Here is a 21,246-nt window from a genome sequence, read left to right as displayed (position 1 = left end):
GCCAGCGCGCACGGTCAGCCCCCTCGCCCGCTTGCGGGAGAGGGTTGGGGTGAGGGCCAGCGCGCGCGGTCAGCCCCCTCGCCCGCTTGCGGGAGAGGGTTGGGGTGAGGGCCAGCGCGCACCCAACCCACTATAAATCCTGCGAATACACCTTCACCTGCACCTCAGGAAACTCCAGCGCATCACACTGATACTGCCAGCCGAATCGCTCGTAGTAGCCGCCAAATGTCGACCACAGCCACACCGTTGCATAGCCGCGCTGGCGGGCATAGTCCAGCACGTGCTGCTGCAGGGCGGCGCTCAGCCCCTGCCCGCGCGCCGCTTCATCCACATACAGCGCGGCAACCCACGGATAGAGATCCTGACGGCTAATCAAATCACAGCGCCAGAACCCTACCGTGCCGTGCGGCACGTCATCGTCGTCCAGCGCGACAAAGGTCACCGGAAACGCGGCACCGTTCAGGCTACTACGAACAATGCTGTCGTAAAACGCGCGCGAGGTGCCATCACCAAACGCCTGCCATAGCCAGTCGGTGATCTGGCTGGCGTGATGCGGCACGCTGCTGAGTGGCACGATGCGCATCAGTTCAGCTCCAGCGCCAGCAGTTCCTGAATGGTCTGCGCACGGCGAATCTCACGCGGCACGCCCTGCTCAAACAGCACTTCCGGGATCAGCGGACGGCTGTTGTAGTTGGAGGACATTGATGCGCCGTAAGCGCCGGTATCATGGAACACCAGATAATCGCCGACCTGTGCCGCTGGCAGCGAGCGGGTTTCCACTTTGCCCCCTTCCAGCTGGGTAAACACATCTCCCGACTCACACAGCGGCCCGGCCACCACGCTCTCCACATGCGCCTCACCCGGCGCGCTGCCATCGGCAGGCAGCAGCGAAATATGGTGATAGCTGCCGTACATCGACGGACGCATCAGATCGCTGAAACCGGCATCCACCAGCACAAAGTGACGGCTGCCCATCTGCTTCACCGCCCGCACCTGCGACACCAGCACGCCCGACTCCGCCACCAGGAAACGGCCCGGCTCGATCTCCAGCTTCACCGCATGGCCGAGGTGCGCCGCGATACGCTCGCGCGCGCCGTTCCACAGGCCGTAATAGTGCTGCGTATCAATCGCCTCCTCACCAAAGCGGTAAGGAATCGACAGCCCGCCGCCCGCCGAGATGGCCTGCAGGTCCTGACCAAAGGCCAATACCTGATCGACCATCGCGTCGCACACCTGCTGCAGATGGCCATAATCGACGCCGGAGCCAATGTGCATATGTAAACCTATCAGCTGCAGGCCATGCTGCTGAATCGCCGCCAGCGCCAGTGGCAGATCGCTGTGCCAGATGCCGTGCTTACTGTTTTCGCCACCGGTATTGGTTTTCTGGCTGTGACCGTGGCCAAAGCCCGGATTAATGCGCAGCCAGACGCTGTGACCCGGCGAAACCGCGCCGAGCTGATGCAGCATATCCACGGATCCGGCATTCACCGGCACCTTCAGCTCGGCGATGCGCGCCAGCGTCGGTGAGTCCAGCACATCGGCGGTGAACACAATATCCTCGCCGCCCGGCTGAAAACCGGCGGCCAGCGCACGTTCGATCTCGCCGAGCGAGACCGAATCGACCCTGACGCCGGCAGCGCGCATCAGGCGCAGAATATGAATATTCGAGCAGGCCTTTTGCGCAAAGCGCACCACGTCAAACGCGCTGAGCTGCGCAATACGCTGCTGAATGATTTCGGCATCGTAAGCCCAGAACGGGCCGCTGTAGCGCTGCGCCAGCGGCAGCAGATTTGTGGCGTTAAGCGCCGTCTGGGAATCGTTAAGTGGACGTGGCATGAGCATTCTCCTGAGTCGTTGCTGTCATTTAGCCACAGCACAGTGATGCAGAAAAATATCTGTTTAAGCATCAGCTATGCAAATATGATATGGATGACACGGAGGCGACGATGGCAAAAATTAACTGGCGGCATATCGAAATCTTTCACGCGGTGATGACCAGCGGCAATCTGACCCAGGCTGCCACGCTGCTGCATACCTCGCAGCCAACGGTGAGCCGCGAACTGGCGCGGCTGGAACAGCAACTGGGCTTACAGCTGTTTGAGCGGGTGCGCGGCCGCCTGCAGCCCACCGTGCAGGGGCTGCGGCTGTACGAAGAGGTGCAGCGCTCGTGGTACGGTCTGGATCGCATCATGGATGCCGCCGAAGGGTTGCGCAATTTCCGCCAGGGCGAGCTGTCCATCGCCTGCCTGCCGGTCTTTTCCCAGTCGCTGTTGCCGCCATTGCTGCAGCCGTTTTTACAGCGCTATCCGCAGGTGAGCCTGAATATTATTCCGCAGGAGTCGCCGCTGCTGGAGGAGTGGCTGTCGGCGCAGCGCTACGATCTCGGTCTGACCGAAACCCAGCATGCACCCGCCGGGACTGAACGCCTGGCACTGCTGACCAGTGATGAAGTGTGCGTGCTGCCGCCGCAGCATCCGCTGTGTCAGCGGGCGGTGCTGACGCCGCAGGATTTTCACGGTGAAAACTATGTCAGCCTGTCGCGCAGCGATAGCTATCGTCAGTTGCTGGATGCGCTGTTCCATGAGCAGCAGGTGGAGCGGCGGCTGGTGCTGGAGACGCATAGCGCCGCGTCGGTGTGCGCGATGGTGCGCGCCGGGGTGGGCATTTCGATTGTTAATCCGCTGACGGCGCTGGATTACGCCGACAGCGGTGTGGTGATGCGCCGCTTCAGTATTGCCGTGCCGTTCACGGTGAGCCTGGTACGGCCACAGCATCGGCCGGCATCGGCGCTGGTCGATCACTTTTGCGACCACCTGCAGCAGCAGGTGGCCACCTTTCCGCAGCGCATCGCCCAGCGGCTGGCTTAAGCGCGCACCGTCTCGCGCTGACCGCCCGATTTGCGGAAGGTCAGCAGACAAACCACTAATCCCGCGGCCGCCAGCGCTGCCGCCGCGACCGGCACCGCCGTCAGGCCATAGCCTTTGTCGATCACTGCGCCGCCCACCCACGCACCGAGTGCGTTTCCGACGTTAAAGGCCGAGATGTTGAGCGTCGACACCAGGTTTGGCGCGTCTTTACCGTGGCGCACCACGTTGATTTGCAGGCCCGGCACGGTGGCGAAGGTCGCCATCGCCCACAGGAACAGGGTTACCTCTGCCAGCCACAGCGCATGGCTGGTCCAGCTGAACAGCAGCGAGAACACGGCAATCAGCGAGAAGCTGAGGATCAGGCTGAACGACACTTTCCAGTCCGCCAGTTTCCCGCCAACAATGTTACCCACCGTCAGGCCAGCACCAATCAGGAACAGCGTCCAGCTGACACCGCGATCGCTGATGCCGGTCACCTGTAACAGCAGCGGCGCAATGTAGCTGAACAGCGCAAACATCGCGGCGGCAAAACACACCGTCATCAGCAGCGACAGCCACAGTTTGCCGTTGGCCAGCGCGCTGATTTCGCTCGCCAGGTGCACCGGTTTTTCATCTTTGTTAGTCGGCAGGCTGACAATCAGCGCGATGAACGCGAGAATGCCGATAATCGCCACGCCCCAGAAGGTGGCGCGCCAGCCAAACAGCTGACCAAACCAGGTGCCGAGCGGCACGCCCAGCACGTTGGCCAGCGTCAGACCGGTAAACATCAGCGCCACCGCCGACGCCTGACGGCTCGGCGCCACCAGGCTGGCCGCGACCACTGAACCGATGCCGAAGAACGCACCGTGACACAACGCGGTAATAACGCGCGCCAGCATCAGCAGGTTATAGGTATAAGCCAGCGCACAGAGTACGTTGCCGATGATGAAGATGATCATCAGCAGAATCAGGGTACGTTTACGCGGCAGTTTCGCGGTCAGCAGCGCCATGATTGGCGCGCCGATGGCCACGCCCAGCGCATAGCCGCTGATCAGCCAGCCCGCAGAAGGAATCGACACCTGCAGGTCACCCGCCACTTCCGGCAGTAACCCCATGATGACGAACTCCGTGGTGCCGATGGCGAACGCACTCAGCGCCAGCGCCAGTAATGCAACAGGCATAACACACTCTCCCAAAATAATTTTGCAGGCGGGCCGCACGACGAACGCCGTACGGTTAAGACAGACGCGTATCCCTCCGACAGTGCGGGGATGTTTATTTTTGAACTGCGTCACAGTCTGCTATTAAAGCACAGCCTCTGACTCTCAACCACCCGGGCGGCAGCAAGGCTATTTTGTCTGCGCGGCAATAATCCCGGCGCTAAAAAGTGTCGCTTATGCATCACTGAGACAGGACGGCGATAACAGACTACGCTTGATAACAGGTTGTGATCGCTGTCACAGCGACGGCGCTTTCTGGCGTTAAATCAGGCAGTAAAGGATGGTCGCACATTGCCGATACCCCAATGGATTGCCCGGTAATGCGGCGTCAACACAACAGGGGGACAGAGTTATGCGATGGATCATCGCGCTGGCGATCGGCGGCTTAAGCGGCTGCTCGGTCGGGCACTATGAATACAGCTCAGAAGCGGCCAGGCGCGTCGATATGACCGTCACCGGCATCCCCACCGTGCTCGGCATGGGTGCGCTGGGCACCACTATCCCCCTGACGCGCGAGTACAGTCTGACGGCGGCGCACGTGGCCAAATATTCGCTGTATCGGGTGAAGGCCTGGCATCCGGAGTGCGATATCGCCGTGGTTTATCATGCGAATAAGGAAGCCAACCTGCCCCCGCAGTTCCGCAACAGCCATATCGGCGACAACGTAAATCTGTATGGGTATAGCTTTATCTCCGCGCTGCCGGTGGCATCAAGCGGCAAAAACCTGATCAATACGACGCTGAGCAATGACTGGAATAAGGCCAGCTGCGTAGTGGTGGCGGCCAATGCCGGCGTGGTGAAAGGCATGTCCGGCGGCGCGGTGTATAACGCCAGCGACGACACGCTGGCCGGGGTGATTGTCGGCTATAGCAGTCGGATTGATGATAATAAGAGCGGCAAAACGCTGTTTAAAGATGTGGCGCTGTATGTGCCTTATGCGCGGTTCCAGGCGTGGCTGGATGGGGTGGTGAAGTCTTAGGTTGGGTGCGCGCTGGTGCCCTCACCCCGGCCCTCTCCCACAGGGAGAGGGAGAAAACCAGAGCGGTCCTCTGCCACAGGGAGAGGGAGAAAACAAGAGCTGACCTCTGCCACAGGGAGAGGGAGAAAACCAGAGCTGTCCTCTGCCACGGGGAGAGGGAGAAAACCAGAGCTGACCTTTGCCACAGGGAGAGGGAGAAAGCCACAGCGGCACTTTGCCACGGGGAGAGGGAGAAAACCACAGCGGCCTTCTGCCTCGGGGAGAGGGAGAAAACCACAGCGGCCCTCTCCCACCGGGGTACAGGCAAGTCCCCTCTCCCCATGGGAGAGGGTTAGGGTGAGGGTGAAGGCAACCTGATTACTTACCGGTCGGGCGCAGAGCCGGGAACAGGATCACGTCACGAATGGTGTGGCTGTTGGTGAACAACATGACCAGACGGTCGATACCAATGCCCAGACCTGCAGTCGGTGGCAGACCGTGCTCCAGCGCGGTGACGTAGTCTTCGTCGTAGAACATCGCTTCGTCATCACCGGCGTCCTTCGCGTTAACCTGTTGCAGGAAACGCTCGGCCTGATCTTCCGCATCGTTCAGCTCGGAGAAGCCGTTACCGATTTCACGGCCGCCGATGAAGAACTCAAAGCGGTCGGTGATTTCCGGGTTCTCGTCATTACGACGCGCCAGCGGTGACACCTCTGCCGGATACTCGGTGATGAAAGTTGGCTGAATCAGGTGCGCTTCTGCCGTCTCTTCGAAGATCTCGGTCACCACGCGGCCCAGACCCCAGCTCTTCTCCACTTTGATGTGCAGCGCGTTGGCAATCGCCACGGCTTTATCAAAGTCATCCAGATCGGCGAGGTCCGTTTCCGGACGGTATTTCTTGATCGCTTCACGCATGGTGAGCTTCTCAAACGGCTTGCCGAAATCGAAGGTGTGCTCACCGTATGGCACTTCCGTCGTGCCCAGCACGTCCTGCGCCAGGGTGCGGAACAGGCTCTCGGTCAGTTCGATCAGATCTTTGTAATCCGCATACGCCATATAGAGTTCCATCATGGTGAACTCTGGATTATGGCGCGGCGAAATCCCTTCGTTACGGAAGTTACGGTTGATCTCAAACACGCGATCGAAACCGCCAACCACCAGACGCTTGAGGTACAGCTCCGGCGCGATACGCAGGTACATGTCGATGTCGAGCGCATTATGATGGGTGATGAACGGACGCGCGGAGGCGCCGCCCGGAATCACCTGCATCATCGGTGTTTCCACTTCCATAAAGTCGCGGTTAACCATGAACTGACGAATGCCGGCCATGATTTGTGAGCGAATTTTGAAGGTCTTACGCGAATCGTCGTTGGAGATCAGGTCAAGGTAACGCTGACGGTAACGGGTTTCCTGATCGGCGAGGCCGTGGAATTTGTCCGGCAGCGGACGCAGCGCTTTGGTCAGCAGGCGCAGCTCAGAGATGTGGATCGACAGCTCGCCGGTTTTGGTTTTGAACAGCTTACCGCGCGCGCCGAGGATATCGCCGAGATCCCATTTTTTGAACTGCTCGTTGTAGACGCCTTCCGGCAGATCGTCACGGGAAACGTAGATCTGGATCTGACCGCCCACATCCTGCAGGGTGGCGAACGACGCCTTACCCATGATGCGGCGGGTCATCATACGACCGGCTACGCTCACCTCAACGCCGAGCGCTTCCAGCTCGTCGTTCTCTTTGCTGTCATAGTCGGCATGCAGACGATCGGAGGTGGTGTCACGGCGGAAATCGTTAGGAAACGCCACGCCCTTTTCACGCAGCGCGCTGAGTTTTTCGCGACGCGCTTTCAGTTCGTTGTTTAACTCAAGGGCGGCATCAGCGCTCTGCGGTTGTTGTTCAGACATGTCGGTTCCTTATAGCCCTGCTTTTAAACTTGCTTCAATAAAACGGTCAAGATCGCCATCCAGTACGGCCTGGGTGTTACGCGTTTCTACGCTGGTACGCAGATCCTTGATGCGCGAATCGTCAAGAACGTATGAACGGATCTGGCTGCCCCAGCCGATGTCCGACTTGTTCTCTTCCGCCGCCTGCTTGTCGGCATTCTTCTTCTGCATTTCGTATTCATACAGCTTGGCACGCAGCTGTTTGAAGGCCTGATCTTTGTTCTTATGCTGCGAGCGGTCGTTCTGGCACTGCACCACAATGTTGGTCGGCAGGTGAGTAATACGCACCGCTGACTCGGTTTTGTTAACGTGCTGACCACCGGCACCCGAGGCGCGATAGACGTCGATACGCAGGTCGGCCGGGTTGATTTCGATGTCGATGTTGTCATCCACTTCCGGGTAAATAAATACCGAACTGAATGAGGTGTGACGACGACCGCCGGAGTCGAACGGGCTCTTACGCACCAGACGATGAACGCCGGTTTCGGTACGCAGCCAGCCGTAAGCGTAATCACCGATGATTTTGATGGTGGCTGATTTGGTACCGGCCACTTCGCCTTCGGACTCTTCGATGATCTCGGTTTTGAAGCCTTTGGCTTCCGCCCAGCGCAGATACATGCGCAGCAGCATGCTGGCCCAGTCCTGCGCTTCGGTGCCGCCGGAGCCGGCCTGAATATCCATGTAGCAGTCGGCGCTGTCGTATTCGCCGGAGAACATACGGCGGAACTCCAGTTCACCCAGCTTCACGTCCAGCGCGTCCAGCTCGGCCACGGCTTCGTTGAAGGTCTCTTCGTCGTCGGCTTCAACCGCCAGCTCCAGCAGACCCTGCACATCTTCCAGCCCCTGCTGCATCTGGTCGAGCGTTTCAACCACCGCTTCCAGCGAGGCGCGCTCTTTGCCCAGCGCCTGCGCGCGTTCAGGTTCGTTCCAGACGTCCGGCTGTTCCAGCTCGGCGTTTACTTCTTCGAGGCGTTCTTTCTTGGCATCGTAGTCAAAGATACCCCCTAAGAACGCTGCTGCGCTCGCTGAGGTCCTGGATACGATTTTTGACCGGATTAATTTCAAACATGGCTTTTCAGTCTTTTTTGACGATTCGGTGAGAGGAGATAAAAGTAACGCGCTAGTTTACCCGAAAGCGCGCCTGGTTTGTAGCTTTGCACATCAATGGCTATACCGCGTATGAACCGGCAGAAAATAATTGCGCCAGTTCTGGAAACCAGCAGGTATGGCGGTTGCCAGAAATCCCGCTGTCACTCGCCATTCGCGCGGTGCGTCTTCAGAATTTTCCTACATAATCACGGCAATAAACGCCAGCTGGCGTCATTAAAACCCATGATTTCTCAAACAAAATCATTAAAACTCCACCATCAGAAATGTCTGGTTCGAAGCGTGATATAGCGCGATTAGCCTGCGCAATGCTGCGCTGTCCTGGCCATCAACCGGCCAGTGCGCACCTTATCCTTTCTGCACCCTGGCGGAATCTCAGGGGTTCGTGCTTCATCTATTGCGTTCTGTCTGTCAGCCACGTTGCTCAGGAGTATTCGTGACAGGGAAAGACTGCATTCAGGCCCGTTAACGTGAACGGGCGACAACATGCCCTGAGAGGCATGAGGAGTTGCCATGCATTATCCTGTTGTTACTTTTCGATCCTCACCGCGCCTGCTGGCGCTCATCATCCCGTTTCTGCTGAGCGCCTGTGGTGGCGGCGGCGGCGGCGGTGGTAGCGGCGGCGGCAGCACCCTGACCCCGGTCACGCCGGTCGTTGAACCTGCGGTGCCGGCCACGGCCGCCAGCAATAAAGTGGGCATCATTGACTCTGGTCTGGCCCCGGGCCGCAGCGGAATTAATTACGCCAACGTGAATTTCTCCAGTTATGTCGACAGCAACACCGCGCTGAATGACAACATGGGGATCAACGGGCACGGCACGCTGGTGGCGATGACGCTGCTGGGGCTGTCGCCTGACAGCGCGCTGTATGTGGCGCAGGCGTCACAAAATAATATTTTCAGCTACGACAATACTGCGCGCGCCGTGCAGGGCTTAGTGGCACAGGGCGTACGCATCTTCAATATGTCCTACGGTTCGCAGGAGCGCCTCACCAGCCAGCAGGCGTTAACCGATGCGCGCCAGCGCTATCAGTCGCTGTATCAGGGGCTCAACGCGGTGGCTGCGGCAGATGGGCTGGCGGTGATGATCACCGGCAACAACAGCGGCGCCACGCCGGCACCGGACGTGCTGACACCGCTGATGTATAACGACCCGCAGCTGGCGCGTAATCTGCTGGCGGTGACCGGTATCCTGAGTCATACCGGTTATGACCTGCCAGGCCGCGCAGCCGGCACCGGACCGTTTGACGCCTGCGGCGCGGCCGCCGCGTGGTGCCTGACCGCGCCGGGCTATACCGATTACCTGTATCAAAACTCCGACGGCAGCTGGGTGCAGGCGCGCAGCTACGGCACCTCGTTTGCCGCACCGCGCGTGACGGCTGCGGCCTCGCAGCTGCTGCAGCGTTTCCCGTGGATGAGCGGCCATAACCTGCAGCAAACCCTGCTGACCACCGCCACCTACCGCAGTGATGCGCACGATAACGTCGCTGACAGCGCCAACGGGCGGCCATACAATGAGACGTTCGGCTGGGGCGATCTTAACGCCGCCAAAGCCTTAAACGGGCCGGGACAATTCTGGGCAGAGGACTTCAGTGCGCGCCTCGACGGCGGCCAGTATGTGTTCAGCAATGACATCAGCGGCGATCGCGGGCTGGTGCTGGACGGCAGCGAACGCGGCGGTACGCTGCAGCTGACCGGCAACAACAGCTATCAGGGCCTGACGCAGGTCTCCGCCAATAGCCTGCTGATTGACGGTACGATTGCCGGCAATGCGCTGGTAAACGGCAGCGGCAAACTGGGTGGCAGCGGACGCATCGGCGGCAATCTGGTCAATCAGGGATCGGTTAACGGCGGCCTGCAGGTAGCGGGCAACTATCAGCAGAGCGCCGACGGTACGCTCAACGTCACGCTGAACAATCCGCTGCGCGTGACCGGCAACGCGGCGCTTGACGGCACGCTAAACCTGGCGCCGCCCTCCGCCAGCTACGTGGTGAAACAGCAGGAAACGTTGCTGACCAGCGGCGGCGGCGTGAGCGGTCAGTTTAGCCAGGTCAATACCGGCGTATTTCTCGACGGTTCCGTCAGCTATGACGCCCACAGCGTTACCGGCCAGCTAACGCGTAAAAACACCGCCGCGGCGGCACAGGCGATGGGAATCGATAGCACCAGCGCGCAGCAAACCAGCCGCAACCTGGAGCAGGCGTTTGAGCTGGCGGACCGCTGGCAGGGTCAGGCGACGCTGAGCAGTGCGCAGCAGTCAGCGCTGGCGGCCGCAGGCGCCTTCCAGACGCTGGCGGACACCCGCAGCGCACAGGCGGCGATCAACTCCCTGTCCGGCCAGGCGCATGCCTCCGGCAATGCGGTGCTGTTCAACGCGCTTGATTATCAGACGCGCCTGCTCAACAACCGCATCGATGATGCCAGCGAACAGGGGCGCTTCGGCTTCTGGCTGGAGAGCGGTCAGCTGCGCGGTTCGCTCGATCAGGATGGCTATCTCGGCAACCGCTATCGCAATACCCTGACCGCGCTGGGTGCCGACAGCGATTTTGGCCTGCCCGGCCTGCGCCTCGGCATCGCCTGGACGCACACTCAGCTTGATGCCACCTATGACGACACCGGCGGCAACAGCCAGAACAGCCTGCAGGGCGTAATGCTGTATGGGCGCTATGCGGTGACGCCAGCCTGGTACTGGCAGGGCAATCTCAGCTATCAGCATGGACGCGACAAACTGCAGCGCCTGGTGCTGCTGGATGAAGCTGCACCGGTCTCCTCTTCCGCCCGCACTGACAGCTGGCAGGCAGCGTTACAGAGCGGCTATCGCTGGACGCTACAGGAGGATTATCGCATTGAGCCCTATCTCGGCTGGCGTGAAACCGGCCTGCAAACCGGCAGCTTCAGCGACAGCGGCAGCGCGTTTGGTCTGCAGGGCGACGGCGACAGCTATCGCCGCAGCGTCGGTTACGGCGGCCTGAATCTCAGCGCGCGCCAGGACTGGTCGGCGGGCTGGTGGAGCATGCTGAGCCTGTATGGCGAATACCAGTACGCGTTCAGCAATCCGTCGATGGACGTCAGCGCGCGCTGGAGCGGCTTCGGCAGCGGTCAGCAGAGCTTTACCATCCCGGGTATGCAGCTCGATCGCCGCTCGCAGTGGTTTGGTGCGCGGGTTGATCTGGTGCAGTCGGCACGCGCGCGGCTGTTCCTGCGTGCCGACCGCCACGTGGCCGATCGCGGCGATGAGAAGGTGCTGCGCGGCGGTGTCGACGTCACGTTCTAAAGGTTACGACTGCGGCCAGATATGGTCGATGATCAGCTGTACCGAGCGGTTGCCGCGGTATTCGTTGATATCCAGCTTGTAGGCCAGCTGCACCTGACGCACGCTGCTGTCTGGCCACAGGCTGGTGTCGACGTTAAAGGCGATACCATCCAGTAACGGGCCGCCGCCCAGCGGCTCGACCATCACCTTAAGGTGACGCTCGCCCACCAGACGCTGCTGCAACAGCTTAAACTGACCGTCGAACACCGGCTCCGGAAACGCCTGGCCCCAGGGGCCGGCTTCCCGCAGCATTTCCGCGGTGTGCAGGGTAAATTCCTGCGCATGCAGTTCGCCATCGGACCACATCACGCCCTGCAGCGCCTCGCCCTCCAGCCATTCGTCGATCAGCGCAGCAAAGCGCTGGCGGAACTCATCGTACTTCGCCTCTTCCAGCGACAGCCCCGCCGCCATGGCGTGCCCGCCAAATTTGATGATCAGGCCGGGATAGAGCGTGTCGATGCGTTCCAGCGCGTCGCGCAGGTGCAGGCCGGCAATCGAACGGCCAGAGCCCTTCAGCGTGCCGTCACCGGCCGGCGCGAAGGCGATCACCGGGCGGTGGAAGCGCTCTTTCAGGCGTGACGCGAGGATGCCAACCACGCCCTGATGCCACTCCGGGTGATAAAACGCCAGCCCGAGCGGCAGATCGCGATGCTGGCGCTCCAGCTCATCGCACAGCGCCAGCGCCTCGCTCTTCATGCCCTGCTCAATCTCTTTGCGCGTCTGATTAAGCGCATCAAGTTCGCTGGCCAGCATGCGCGCCTGGGCAATATCTTCCGTCAGCAGCAGCGCAACGCCAACCGACATATCGTCCAGCCGGCCGGCAGCATTGAGGCGTGGTCCGACGGCAAAACCGAGGTCGCTGGCCGCCAACTGACGCGCGTCGCGGTTAGCAATCTCCAGCAGCGCGCGGATGCCGGCACGGCATTTGCCGGCGCGGATGCGGCTCAGCCCCTGCCACACCAGAATGCGGTTGTTGGCATCCAGCGGCACCACGTCGGCCACGGTACCGAGCGCCACCAGATCCAGCAGTTCGGCCAGATTGGGTTCACTGCGTCCGTCGCTGAACCAGCTCAGCTGACGCAGATGGGCACGCAGCGCCAGCATCAGATAAAACGCCACGCCGACGCCCGCCAGCGAACGCGACGGGAATGCACTGTCGCTCAGGTTAGGGTTAACGATGGCCTCTGCCGCCGGCAGTGTTTCGCCCGGCAGGTGGTGATCGGTGATCAGCACCGGAATACCGTGCTGGTGCGCGGTGTCGACGCCCGCGTGCGACGAAATGCCGTTATCCACGGTGAGGATCAGCTCGGCGCCACGCGCGCGCGCCTGCTCCACCACTTCCGGGCTCAGGCCATAGCCGTCCTCAAAGCGGTTCGGCACCAGATAATCGACGTTGCCGCCCATGCTGCGCAGCGCCAGCACGGTGAGCGCAGTGCTGGTGGCGCCATCGGCATCGAAATCGCCCACCACCACGATGCGGCGTTGCTGCTGCAGCATCTGGTGCAGCAGCGTCACAGCGCGCTCAATGCCGCCAAGGCTTTGCCACGGCAGCAGGAATTTCGCGCCGCGTTCCAGTTCGGCGGCGTCTTTGACACCGCGCTGCAGGTAGAGACGACGCAGCAGCGGCGGTAAATCATCGGGTAACTGCGCGTCGGCCTGGGCTTCACGCCGACGCAATTCTACAGAGTGCATCACTGTGTCTTAACCACCACGCTTCTGGCCGTCCAGCACCTGCTTCAGCTCCTGCGGTCCCTGGTAGCCAGGAATCATCATGCCGCTGTCGGTGAGGATGGCGGGCGTGCCCTGAATACCAAACAGAATGCCCAGCTTGTAGTGCTGGTCGAGATTGATTTTGCAGCTCGCCGGCGCATCCATTTGCGGTGCGTCGCCTTTCATTGCGGCATCAAACGCCTTGTTGCGATCGGCGCTGCACCAGATGGCGGTCATGGCTTTCTCCACCTGGCCGTGCAGGCCTTCACGCGGGAACGCCAGATAGCGCACGGTGATGCCCAGCGCGTTGTAGTCAGCCATTTGCTCGTGCAGTTTGCGGCAGTAGCCGCAGGTGATGTCGGTGAATACGGTGATCACGTGCTGCTCTTTCGGCGCTTTGTAGACAATCATTTCCGGTGCCAGCGCGGCGACTTTTTTCTCCAGCAGCTGATTGGTGACATTCACCGGCTGCGCGCCGCTGACATCGTACAGCGGGCCCTGAATCATGTGCTTGCCGTCTTCGGTGACGTACAGCACGCCGCTTTCGGTCATCACCGTTTGGATACCCGGCAGCGGCGACGGCTGGATTTCCGCCTGCTGCATACCCAGTTTTTTCAGTGATTGCTGAATCGCGCTGTCATCGGCATGGGCCAGCGCAGAAAAGGCGCTGACCAGCAGAGCCAGCGTCGTAACGGTTTTTTTCATCTCAAATCCTTGTTGCCGCTGCTCAGGCGCGCGGATGATGCTGTTGATGTAACTGACGCAGGCGCTCAGTCGCCACGTGCGTGTAAATCTGGGTGGTCGACAGGTCGCTGTGCCCCAGCAACATCTGTACGACGCGTAAATCGGCACCATGGTTCAGTAAATGTGTGGCAAATGCGTGGCGCAGCACGTGCGGTGACAGCTTTTCGCTGTCGATGCCGGCAAGGGTGGCATAGTGTTTGATGCGATGCCAGAAGGTCTGGCGTGTCATCTGCTGCGCGCGGTTGCTGGGGAACAGCACATCAATGGTCTGCCCGTTCAGCAGCCACGGCCGCCCGTGTTCCATATAATGCTCCAGCCAGTAAATTGCTTCTTCACCTAATGGCACCAGCCGCTCTTTATTGCCTTTACCGATGACGCGCACCACGCCCTGACGCAGGCTGACATCACTCAACGTCAGACCGACCAGCTCAGAGACGCGCAGCCCGGTAGCGTAGAGCAGCTCCAGCATCGCTTTGTCACGCAGTTCGAGCGGTATGTCCGTTGCCGGCGTCTGTAACAGGCGCTCGACCTGATTTTCTGACAGGTCTTTTGGCAGGCGCTGCGGCAATTTCGGCGCTGATAACAGCGCGCTGGGATCGTCACTGCGCAGCTTTTCGCGGTACAGATACTGAAACAGACGGCGCATCGCGCTCAGAGTACGCGCTGAGCTGGTGGCTTTGTAACCGCCCTCAATCCGCTCAGCCAGAAACTGCTGCAAATCAGCGGATTCCAGCGTCAGCAGCGTGCGCTCATGGTGGTGCAGCCAGTCAGTGAGCGTCTGCAAATCCTGACGATAGGACGCCAGCGTGTTCTGCGCCAGGTTGCGCTCAATCCAGAGCGCGTCGAGAAACTGTTCTATCAGATCGCTGTCCTGCACTATTGCCCCTCGCCGTGTGAAATCGTGCTCATTATGCCTGAAACTGGCCTGCTTCTGGTACAATTGCGCCAGAGTGAGTTTCAGTCAGAGCATTAATTGCATGAATATCGGTCTGTTTTACGGTTCCAGTACCTGTTACACCGAGATGACGGCGGAGAAAATCCGCGACTTTATCGGTGAAGAATTAGTCACACTGCATAACCTGAAAGATGACGATCCGTCGCTGATGGAACAGTACGATTTACTGATTCTCGGTATTCCGACCTGGGATTTCGGCGAACTGCAGGAGGACTGGGAAGCGGTGTGGCAACAGCTGCCGGCGCTCAATCTGCAGGGCAAAATTGTGGCGCTGTACGGCATGGGCGACCAGGTCGAGTACAGCGAATGGTTCCTCGATGCGCTGGGTATGCTGCACGAACTGCTGCTGCCGATGGGCGTGCAGTTTGTCGGTTACTGGCCGCTCGACGGCTACCAGTTTACCAGTAAAAAACCGCTGACCGCCGATGGTCAGCAGTTTGTCGGTCTGGCGCTCGACGACGTTAATCAGTTTGAGTTGAGCGAAGAGCGCGTTGAGCAGTGGTGCGAACAGATTCTGACCGAAACCGCCGCGCTGCTTTAATGCGGCGTCGCGCCATCCAGCAAAAAACAGCGGGCGCGTAACGCGCGCCACGCGTCGGGCGGCATGCTGTCGTGCAGCAGCCACAGCCGCCAGCGCTGCCCGCGACGGTTACGCAGCACCAGCAACACGCCCCACGGTAGCCAGTCCGGCTGCCGTTGCGCCTGCCAGCGCTCACCGCGCCAGTACCAGTCACCCTTGTCATCCAGCATGAGCGCTCCGCAGCGCTGCTGCAGGCGACGCGCGTTACGCCAGCACTGCAGTGTCAGCAGAATCACTACCGCGATCTGAACCCAGGCCCAGCCCGCCGGCCAGCGGCAGCTCAGCAACAGCGCGCCACACAGCCCGAACAGCGTCACATTCAGCACCCGCGCGCTGCGTGACGCGCGCAGATCACATTGCCACCGGCCCGCGTTCACGGTTGCGCTGCTGAATCAGTTTCACCATGCGTTTGAACTCGGGATCGGCCGGTTCGCCGTGGTTCATCATCCAGTTAAACAGGTCCGGATCGTCGCTCTTCAGCAGCGCGACAAACACCTGCTTGTCGCTGTCGCTCAGCGAATCATACTCATATTTAAAGAACGGCATGATCGAGACATCCAGCTCCAGCATGCCGCGACGGCATGCCCACTGGACGCGCGCTTTGTCATGAATATCCATGTGTCTTCTTCCACAGCTGATAACAGTGGCGCTCAGTGTACCTGCTTTTTCGCCGCGCTGCAGGCGTGCAACCGGACACTGCGCGCGATGACGCACAGCAATGCCACCGGTTACAGGGTTATCACGCGATTTGTGCGCCAGATTCCGCAAACAGGTTGCAATGGCGCACTGCTCTTTTAACATTGGTAAGCATATTACTGGATAAACCTTATTGATCAGGACGGACTCATGCCGATTTTCACCCTTCCGCCTCGCCAGCCCGCTGCGGCGTCGCGCCTGCCTTTAACGCTGATGTCGCTCGACGAGTGGGCGCTGGTATCGGTGCAGGGCAAAGACAGCACCTCTTATCTGCAGGGTCAGCTGACGCTGGACGTGGCGGCGCTGGACGCAGCGCAGCATCGCCCGGCAGCGCACTGTGATGCCAAAGGCAAAATGTGGAGCAATCTGCGTCTGTTCCATCGTGGAGAAGGTTATGCCTATGTTGTGCGCCGCAATCTGCGCGAGCAGCAGGTGACCGAACTGAAGAAGTATGCGGTGTTCGCCAAAGTGACCATTGCGGCCGATGATGACGCAGTCCTGCTCGGCGTTGCCGGTTTTCAGGCGCGCGCCGCGCTGGCTAGCGTTTTCGCCACGCTGCCGGATGCCACAACCCCAGTGGTGCAGCAGGATGACACCACCCTGCTGTGGTTCGCCGAACCAGCCGAGCGTTTTCTGCTGGTCACCACGCCGGCGCAGGCCGAAGCGCTGCAGCAGAAGCTGGCCGGGGAAGCGCAGCTGAATGACAGCACGCAGTGGCTGGCGCTGGATATTGCGGCGGGCGTGCCGGTGATCGACAGCGCCACCACGGCGCAGTTGATTCCGCAGGCCACTAACCTGCAGGCGCTGGATGCCATCAGCTTCAAAAAAGGCTGTTATACCGGCCAGGAGATGGTGGCGCGCGCCAAATTCCGCGGCGCCAACAAACGTGCGCTCTACTGGCTGGCGGGCAGCGCCAGCAAAGTACCGGACGCGGCCAGTTCGCTGGAGTTGCAGATGGGCGACAAATGGCGTCGCACCGGCACGGTGCTGAGCGGCGTACAGCTGGATGATGGCAGCGTGTGGGTGCAGGCGGTGCTGAACAACGATCTGGAGCCGGATAGCGTGCTGCGCGTTGAAGGCGATGAAAGCGGTAAGCTGACCATCCAGCCACTGCCCTATTCGCTGGAGGAGTAACGGTTACGGCTGGTACGCCGCAGGGTCGCCATCAGTGGCGACCCTGGCCTTGTTACATCACGTAAAAATAGATGGCGCAAAAGTGCAGCACGCTGCCGCCCAGCACGAAACCGTGCCAGATGGCATGATTGTACGGAATACGGCGCGACACATAGAAAATCACCCCGAGCGAATAGACAATCCCGCCCGCCGCCAGCAGCCAGACGCCGCCGGCCGACAGTTTGGTTGCCAGCTGATAAACCACCACCAGCGACAGCCAGCCCATGCTGAGATAGGTCACCAGCGACAGCACTTTAAAGCGATGCGCAATGGTCAGCTTAAAGATGATGCCCGCCAGCGCCAGACTCCAGATCACCACCATCAATCCCTGCGCCAGCGGTGATTGCAGCCCGACCAGCAGAAACGGCGTGTAAGTCCCGGCGATCAGCAAATAGATGGCGCAGTGGTCAAATTTCTTCAGCCAGTATTTGGCGCGCTGATGCGGAATGGCGTGATACAGCGTCGAGGCGAGGAACAGCAAAATCATGCTGCCGCCGTACAGGCTATAGCTGGTAATGGCGGTGATATTCGCCTGCATTTCAACGGCCTGGGTCAACAGCAACACCAGCCCCACGATGCCAAACACGCAGCCCAGGCCGTGGCTGATGCTGTTGGCGATCTCTTCGGCCAGTGAATAGCCCTGGGCAATAAGTCGGTTCTGTACCATGGCGTCGGATTCCTGAACATCGTAACGAAAGTTGTGCTTTTTCTGTGCACCAGAGTAGCGAAGAACAATTTCAGAGTACACATGTACGCTAAAATTATTCTGTGAAGAGGTGTGACAACCCAGCGGCAAACCAATCTGTTACACTGAGGCTTCTTTTTGCCGTGAGCGCCGCCCGAATGTTTTCACACAGCGACCTGTCCCGTTTGAATGACCTTGAGATGCAGGTTTATCACTTCATCATCAAACACCGGGAAAGTGTCAGTTATATGACCATCCGCGAACTGGCGGCGCAGGCGGGCGTCTCGACCACCACGGTGCTGCGCTTCTGCCGCAAAATGCACTGTGACGGCTGGTCAGAATTTCGCATCCGTTTTCGCCTGGCGCAGGAGCAAAGCGCGCCGGTGCTGCTTCCCTCCGGCGTCGGAGAAATGCTGAGCTTTTTTAAAAGCATCAACAACGCAGAATTTGATCAGCAGATTGCCACCGCAGCGCAAATGATCATTGAGGCTGAGCACATTTTCTTTATTGGTGCCGGTACTTCAGGCAGTCTCGGCAAATATGGTGCACGCTATTTTTCTAATATTGGTAAATTCAGCCATCATATTGACGACCCTTATTACCCGGTGAGTAAGAGCGCCTGGGAAAATGCGCTGGCGATTATTTTATCCGTCTCTGGCGAAACCGAAGAGATCCTGCGCTTTGCCAGTCAGTTCAGTCTGCATCACTGTAAAATCATCTCCATCACCAATCACGACAACTGCTCGCTGGCGAAAATGGCGGATTTCAATCTCTCCTATCATGTGCCGCAGGAGAAACTGCCTGACCGCTACGATATTACCACCCAGGTACCGGTGATTTATATTCTGGAGACGCTGGGCCGTTATATTTCCCGCCTCACGCAGGTATAAAACAGCCTGTTTTTCGGCGGTAACAAGTCACATTTCCGCGCCGGTGTTATAGCGTGACTTTGCTATTTCAGTTGTTACACTGCGGGCAGTATTATTTTCGCCAACAGCGTGACGAGGTATTGAAATGAGTGAAGGATTGCAGTTACCCAGCGGATTTCTCTGGGGCGGCGCGGTGGCAGCCCATCAGGTTGAGGGCGGCTGGGATCAGGGCGGCAAAGGCGTCAGCATCGCCGATGTTCTCACCGGCGGCGCACACGGCGTTGATCGCGTCATCACGCCCGGCGTCCAGCCCGGCCAGCACTATCCCAACCATCAGGCGGTGGAATTCTATTCACACTACAAACAGGACGTGGCGCTGTTTGCTGAGATGGGTTTCAAATGCTTCCGCACCTCGATTGCCTGGACGCGCATTTTCCCCAACGGCGATGAACTGCAACCCAATGAAGCCGGCCTGCAATTTTACGATGACCTGTTTGATGAACTGCTGAAATATGGCATCGAACCGGTGATTACCCTGTCGCACTTTGAGATGCCTTATCATCTGGTTAAAGAGTACGGCGGCTGGGCTAATCGCAAAGTGGTCGATTTCTTTGTGCGCTTCAGTGACGTGGTGATGACGCGCTATCGCCACAAGGTGAAGTACTGGATGACCTTCAATGAAATCAATAACCAGCGCAACTGGCAGTATCCGCTGTTCGGCTACTGCTGCTCCGGCGTCGTATTCACAGAGCATGAAAAGCCGGAGCAGACGATGTATCAGGTGATGCATCACCAGTTCGTTGCCAGTGCCAAAGTGGTGAAGCGCGGCCACGAAATCAACCCGGATTTCCAGATTGGCTGCATGATCGCCATGGTACCGGTCTATCCGTTTTCCTGCCATCCAGACGACGTGATGCGCGCGCAGGAGTCGATGCATCAGCGCTACGTGTTCAGCGACGTGCAGATGCGCGGCGCGTACCCGGCTTATACGCTGAAAGAGTGGGCGCGCAAGGGCTATCACATTGAGATGGAAGCCGATGACGCCGAAACGCTGCGTCAGGGCTGCTGCGATTACATCGGTTTCAGCTACTACATGAGCAATGCGGTGGACACCAAAGCCAGCGGCGTCGACGACCCGATCACCGGCTTCGACGGCGTAGTGCCTAACCCGCATGTGAAAGCGTCCGACTGGGGCTGGCAGATTGATCCGGTCGGCCTGCGCTACGTGCTTAACGCGCTGTATGAGCGCTACCAGAAGCCGCTGTTTATCGTTGAGAACGGCTTTGGTGCCATTGATAAAGCCAATGCTGAGGGCGTAATCGAAGATGACTACCGCATTGATTATCTGCGCGCGCACATCGAAGAGATGAAAAAAGCGGTGGCGCTGGATGGTGTCGATCTGTTGGGCTATACGCCGTGGGGCTGCATCGACTGCGTCTCCTTTACCACCGGCCAGTACAGCAAGCGCTACGGCTTTATCCACGTCGATAAAAACGATGACGGCAGCGGCAGCTTTGCCCGCTCGAAGAAGAAGAGTTTCGCCTGGTATCAGCAGGTGATTGCCAGCAATGGTGAAGTGCTGTAACCGCTAATGGCGCGCGACGTATAGATGTGCGCCGCGCGCAGACAGGCTGTGAAGTGCGGCTCAACGACCGCCTGATGCATCAATAAAGCTGCCGGTGACGTATGAAGCGGCGTCACTGGCCAGCCAGGCGATGGCGGCAGCGATCTCCTCCGCCTGGCCGCCGCGCTGCATCGGCAGCGATGACGCGAGGCGATCAACGCGCCCCGGCTCGCCGCCGTCGGCATGCATATCGGTGTAGATCAGCCCTGGCCGCACGCTGTTAACGCGAATCCCCTGCGCCGCCACTTCCAGTGACAATCCTCTGGTCAGCGTGTCCATCGCGCCTTTCGACGCCGCATAATCGACATACTCATTGGGCGAGCCGGTACGCGCGGCCGCTGACGAGACGTTAACAATAGCGCCGCCCTGACCGCCGTGTGCGGTGCTCATGCGTTTTACCGCTTCGCGGCAGCAGATAAACGTGCCGGTGACGTTGGTTGCCAGCACGCGCTGAATGCGCGCAGCATCCAGATCCTCAACCCGGCACTGGGAGAAGAGAATACCGGCGTTATTCACCAGCACGCGCAGCGCGCCCGGCTGCTGATCCAGCTGGCGGAACATGCGCACCACCTGCGCTTCATCGGCAATATCCGCCTGTAAGGCAAACGCGCTGCCGCCCTGCGCTTCGATATCTGCTACCACCTGCAACGCTTCTGCTTCGCGCTGCCGGAAATTGATTGCCACGCGATAACCTGCCTGCGCCAGCAGCAGCGATGTTGCCCGTCCAATTCCGCGGCTACCGCCGGTGACCAGTGCCAGATCCATATGCTTCTCCCATAAAAAAAGGCCGACAAATCGGCCTTTAGTATTACTGAAGGGTTTGGATTAC

General features: G+C 59.6%; 19 protein-coding genes. 7 read left to right on the top strand and 12 right to left on the bottom strand.

The genetic code is table 11. From position 1 onward, the window contains the following. Window positions 1-130 precede the first annotated feature (130 nt). Window positions 131-583: a GNAT family N-acetyltransferase gene (locus tag C1Y43_RS12675; protein WP_058757074.1), complete on the bottom strand. Its 453-nt coding sequence runs from the start codon at window positions 581-583 to the stop codon at window positions 131-133. After that, a complete protein-coding gene (gene lysA / locus C1Y43_RS12670) occupies window positions 583-1,836 on the bottom strand; it encodes a diaminopimelate decarboxylase (protein WP_104188414.1) in 1,254 nt (417 codons plus the stop codon). The genes C1Y43_RS12675 and lysA overlap by 1 nt, the downstream gene beginning before the upstream one ends. Window positions 1,837-1,946: 110 nt before the next feature. On the opposite strand from lysA, the gene C1Y43_RS12665 reads away from it, so the two are divergent. Next, complete coding sequence (locus C1Y43_RS12665) at window positions 1,947-2,867, top strand: LysR family transcriptional regulator (RefSeq protein ID WP_058775880.1); 921 nt, start codon at window positions 1,947-1,949, stop codon at window positions 2,865-2,867. On the opposite strand, the gene C1Y43_RS12660 is transcribed toward C1Y43_RS12665, so the two are convergent. After that, complete coding sequence (locus tag C1Y43_RS12660; protein WP_058775879.1) at window positions 2,864-4,027, bottom strand: MFS transporter; 1,164 nt, start codon at window positions 4,025-4,027, stop codon at window positions 2,864-2,866. The two genes, C1Y43_RS12665 and C1Y43_RS12660, sit on opposite strands and share 4 nt — an antisense overlap. Before the next feature lie 391 nt (window positions 4,028-4,418). Here C1Y43_RS12660 and C1Y43_RS12655 point away from each other — a divergent pair, with 391 nt between their 5' ends. Next, window positions 4,419-5,045, top strand: coding sequence for a hypothetical protein (locus C1Y43_RS12655; RefSeq protein WP_021506683.1), 627 nt, complete (start codon window positions 4,419-4,421; stop codon window positions 5,043-5,045). Between the two features lie 357 nt (window positions 5,046-5,402). Here C1Y43_RS12655 and lysS read toward each other — a convergent pair whose 3' ends face one another. Both lysS and prfB read right to left on the bottom strand, forming a co-directional pair. Beyond that, window positions 5,403-6,923: a lysine--tRNA ligase gene (lysS, locus tag C1Y43_RS12650; protein WP_021506681.1), complete on the bottom strand. Its 1,521-nt coding sequence runs from the start codon at window positions 6,921-6,923 to the stop codon at window positions 5,403-5,405. A 9-nt stretch (window positions 6,924-6,932) separates the two neighbouring features. Beyond that, a protein-coding gene (gene prfB / locus C1Y43_RS12645; protein ID WP_104188412.1) for a peptide chain release factor 2 occupies window positions 6,933-8,031 on the bottom strand; the annotation gives its coding sequence in 2 pieces (ribosomal slippage) (window positions 6,933-7,955 and window positions 7,957-8,031; 1,098 coding nt in all). Between the two features lie 551 nt (window positions 8,032-8,582). Here prfB and C1Y43_RS12640 point away from each other — a divergent pair. Continuing rightward, window positions 8,583-11,342 carry an autotransporter domain-containing protein gene (locus C1Y43_RS12640; RefSeq protein ID WP_104188411.1) on the top strand — a complete coding sequence of 920 codons (2,760 nt, stop codon included), beginning with the start codon at window positions 8,583-8,585 and terminating at the stop codon, window positions 11,340-11,342. A gap of 3 nt (window positions 11,343-11,345) precedes the next feature. On the opposite strand, the gene recJ is transcribed toward C1Y43_RS12640, so the two are convergent. From recJ to xerD, 3 genes are read right to left on the bottom strand one after another with little or no spacing between them, the layout of a single operon-like run. Then, window positions 11,346-13,073 carry a single-stranded-DNA-specific exonuclease RecJ gene (gene recJ, locus C1Y43_RS12635; RefSeq protein ID WP_104188409.1) on the bottom strand — a complete coding sequence of 576 codons (1,728 nt, stop codon included), beginning with the start codon at window positions 13,071-13,073 and terminating at the stop codon, window positions 11,346-11,348. Between the two features lie 9 nt (window positions 13,074-13,082). After that, window positions 13,083-13,796, bottom strand: coding sequence for a bifunctional protein-disulfide isomerase/oxidoreductase DsbC (gene dsbC / locus C1Y43_RS12630; RefSeq protein WP_104188408.1), 714 nt, complete (start codon window positions 13,794-13,796; stop codon window positions 13,083-13,085). Between the two features lie 22 nt (window positions 13,797-13,818). After that, window positions 13,819-14,712 carry a site-specific tyrosine recombinase XerD gene (xerD, locus tag C1Y43_RS12625; RefSeq protein WP_104188406.1) on the bottom strand — a complete coding sequence of 298 codons (894 nt, stop codon included), beginning with the start codon at window positions 14,710-14,712 and terminating at the stop codon, window positions 13,819-13,821. 100 nt (window positions 14,713-14,812) lie between these two features. Between xerD and fldB the strand changes: the two genes are divergently transcribed. Continuing rightward, complete coding sequence (gene fldB / locus C1Y43_RS12620; protein WP_010616927.1) at window positions 14,813-15,331, top strand: flavodoxin FldB; 519 nt, start codon at window positions 14,813-14,815, stop codon at window positions 15,329-15,331. Here fldB and C1Y43_RS12615 read toward each other — a convergent pair. Together C1Y43_RS12615 and sdhE are read right to left on the bottom strand one after the other, a co-directional pair. Further along, window positions 15,328-15,747 carry a protein YgfX gene (locus C1Y43_RS12615; protein ID WP_059011488.1) on the bottom strand — a complete coding sequence of 140 codons (420 nt, stop codon included), beginning with the start codon at window positions 15,745-15,747 and terminating at the stop codon, window positions 15,328-15,330. The genes fldB and C1Y43_RS12615 overlap by 4 nt on opposite strands. Further along, window positions 15,722-15,988 carry an FAD assembly factor SdhE gene (gene sdhE, locus C1Y43_RS12610; protein WP_010616925.1) on the bottom strand — a complete coding sequence of 89 codons (267 nt, stop codon included), beginning with the start codon at window positions 15,986-15,988 and terminating at the stop codon, window positions 15,722-15,724. Before sdhE ends, C1Y43_RS12615 begins: the two co-directional genes overlap by 26 nt. A gap of 228 nt (window positions 15,989-16,216) precedes the next feature. On the opposite strand from sdhE, the gene ygfZ reads away from it, so the two are divergent. Further along, complete coding sequence (ygfZ, locus tag C1Y43_RS12605; protein ID WP_104188404.1) at window positions 16,217-17,200, top strand: tRNA-modifying protein YgfZ; 984 nt, start codon at window positions 16,217-16,219, stop codon at window positions 17,198-17,200. Window positions 17,201-17,252: 52 nt separating this feature from the next. Here the strand turns inward: ygfZ and C1Y43_RS12600 are convergent, their stop codons facing one another. Next, the gene (locus tag C1Y43_RS12600; RefSeq protein WP_104188402.1) at window positions 17,253-17,906 is read right to left on the bottom strand and encodes a hemolysin III family protein; all 654 of its coding nucleotides are present in this window, start codon (window positions 17,904-17,906) and stop codon (window positions 17,253-17,255) included. A 176-nt stretch (window positions 17,907-18,082) separates the two neighbouring features. Between C1Y43_RS12600 and C1Y43_RS12595 the strand changes: the two genes are divergently transcribed. Further along, the gene (locus C1Y43_RS12595; protein WP_104188400.1) at window positions 18,083-18,814 is read left to right on the top strand and encodes a MurR/RpiR family transcriptional regulator; all 732 of its coding nucleotides are present in this window, start codon (window positions 18,083-18,085) and stop codon (window positions 18,812-18,814) included. A 124-nt stretch (window positions 18,815-18,938) separates the two neighbouring features. Further along, complete coding sequence (locus C1Y43_RS12590) at window positions 18,939-20,378, top strand: 6-phospho-beta-glucosidase (RefSeq protein WP_031279480.1); 1,440 nt, start codon at window positions 18,939-18,941, stop codon at window positions 20,376-20,378. Between the two features lie 60 nt (window positions 20,379-20,438). Here the strand turns inward: C1Y43_RS12590 and C1Y43_RS12585 are convergent, their stop codons facing one another. Continuing rightward, window positions 20,439-21,182 carry an SDR family oxidoreductase gene (locus C1Y43_RS12585; protein WP_104188399.1) on the bottom strand — a complete coding sequence of 248 codons (744 nt, stop codon included), beginning with the start codon at window positions 21,180-21,182 and terminating at the stop codon, window positions 20,439-20,441. Window positions 21,183-21,246 lie beyond the last annotated feature (64 nt).

It is taken from the genome of Pantoea sp. ICBG 828 (assembly GCF_002928355.1).
GTDB lineage: Bacteria > Pseudomonadota > Gammaproteobacteria > Enterobacterales > Enterobacteriaceae > Pantoea > Pantoea dispersa.
The sequence above is the reverse complement of the archived record's forward strand: the minus strand, read 5'-3'. Positions and strand labels throughout refer to the sequence as shown.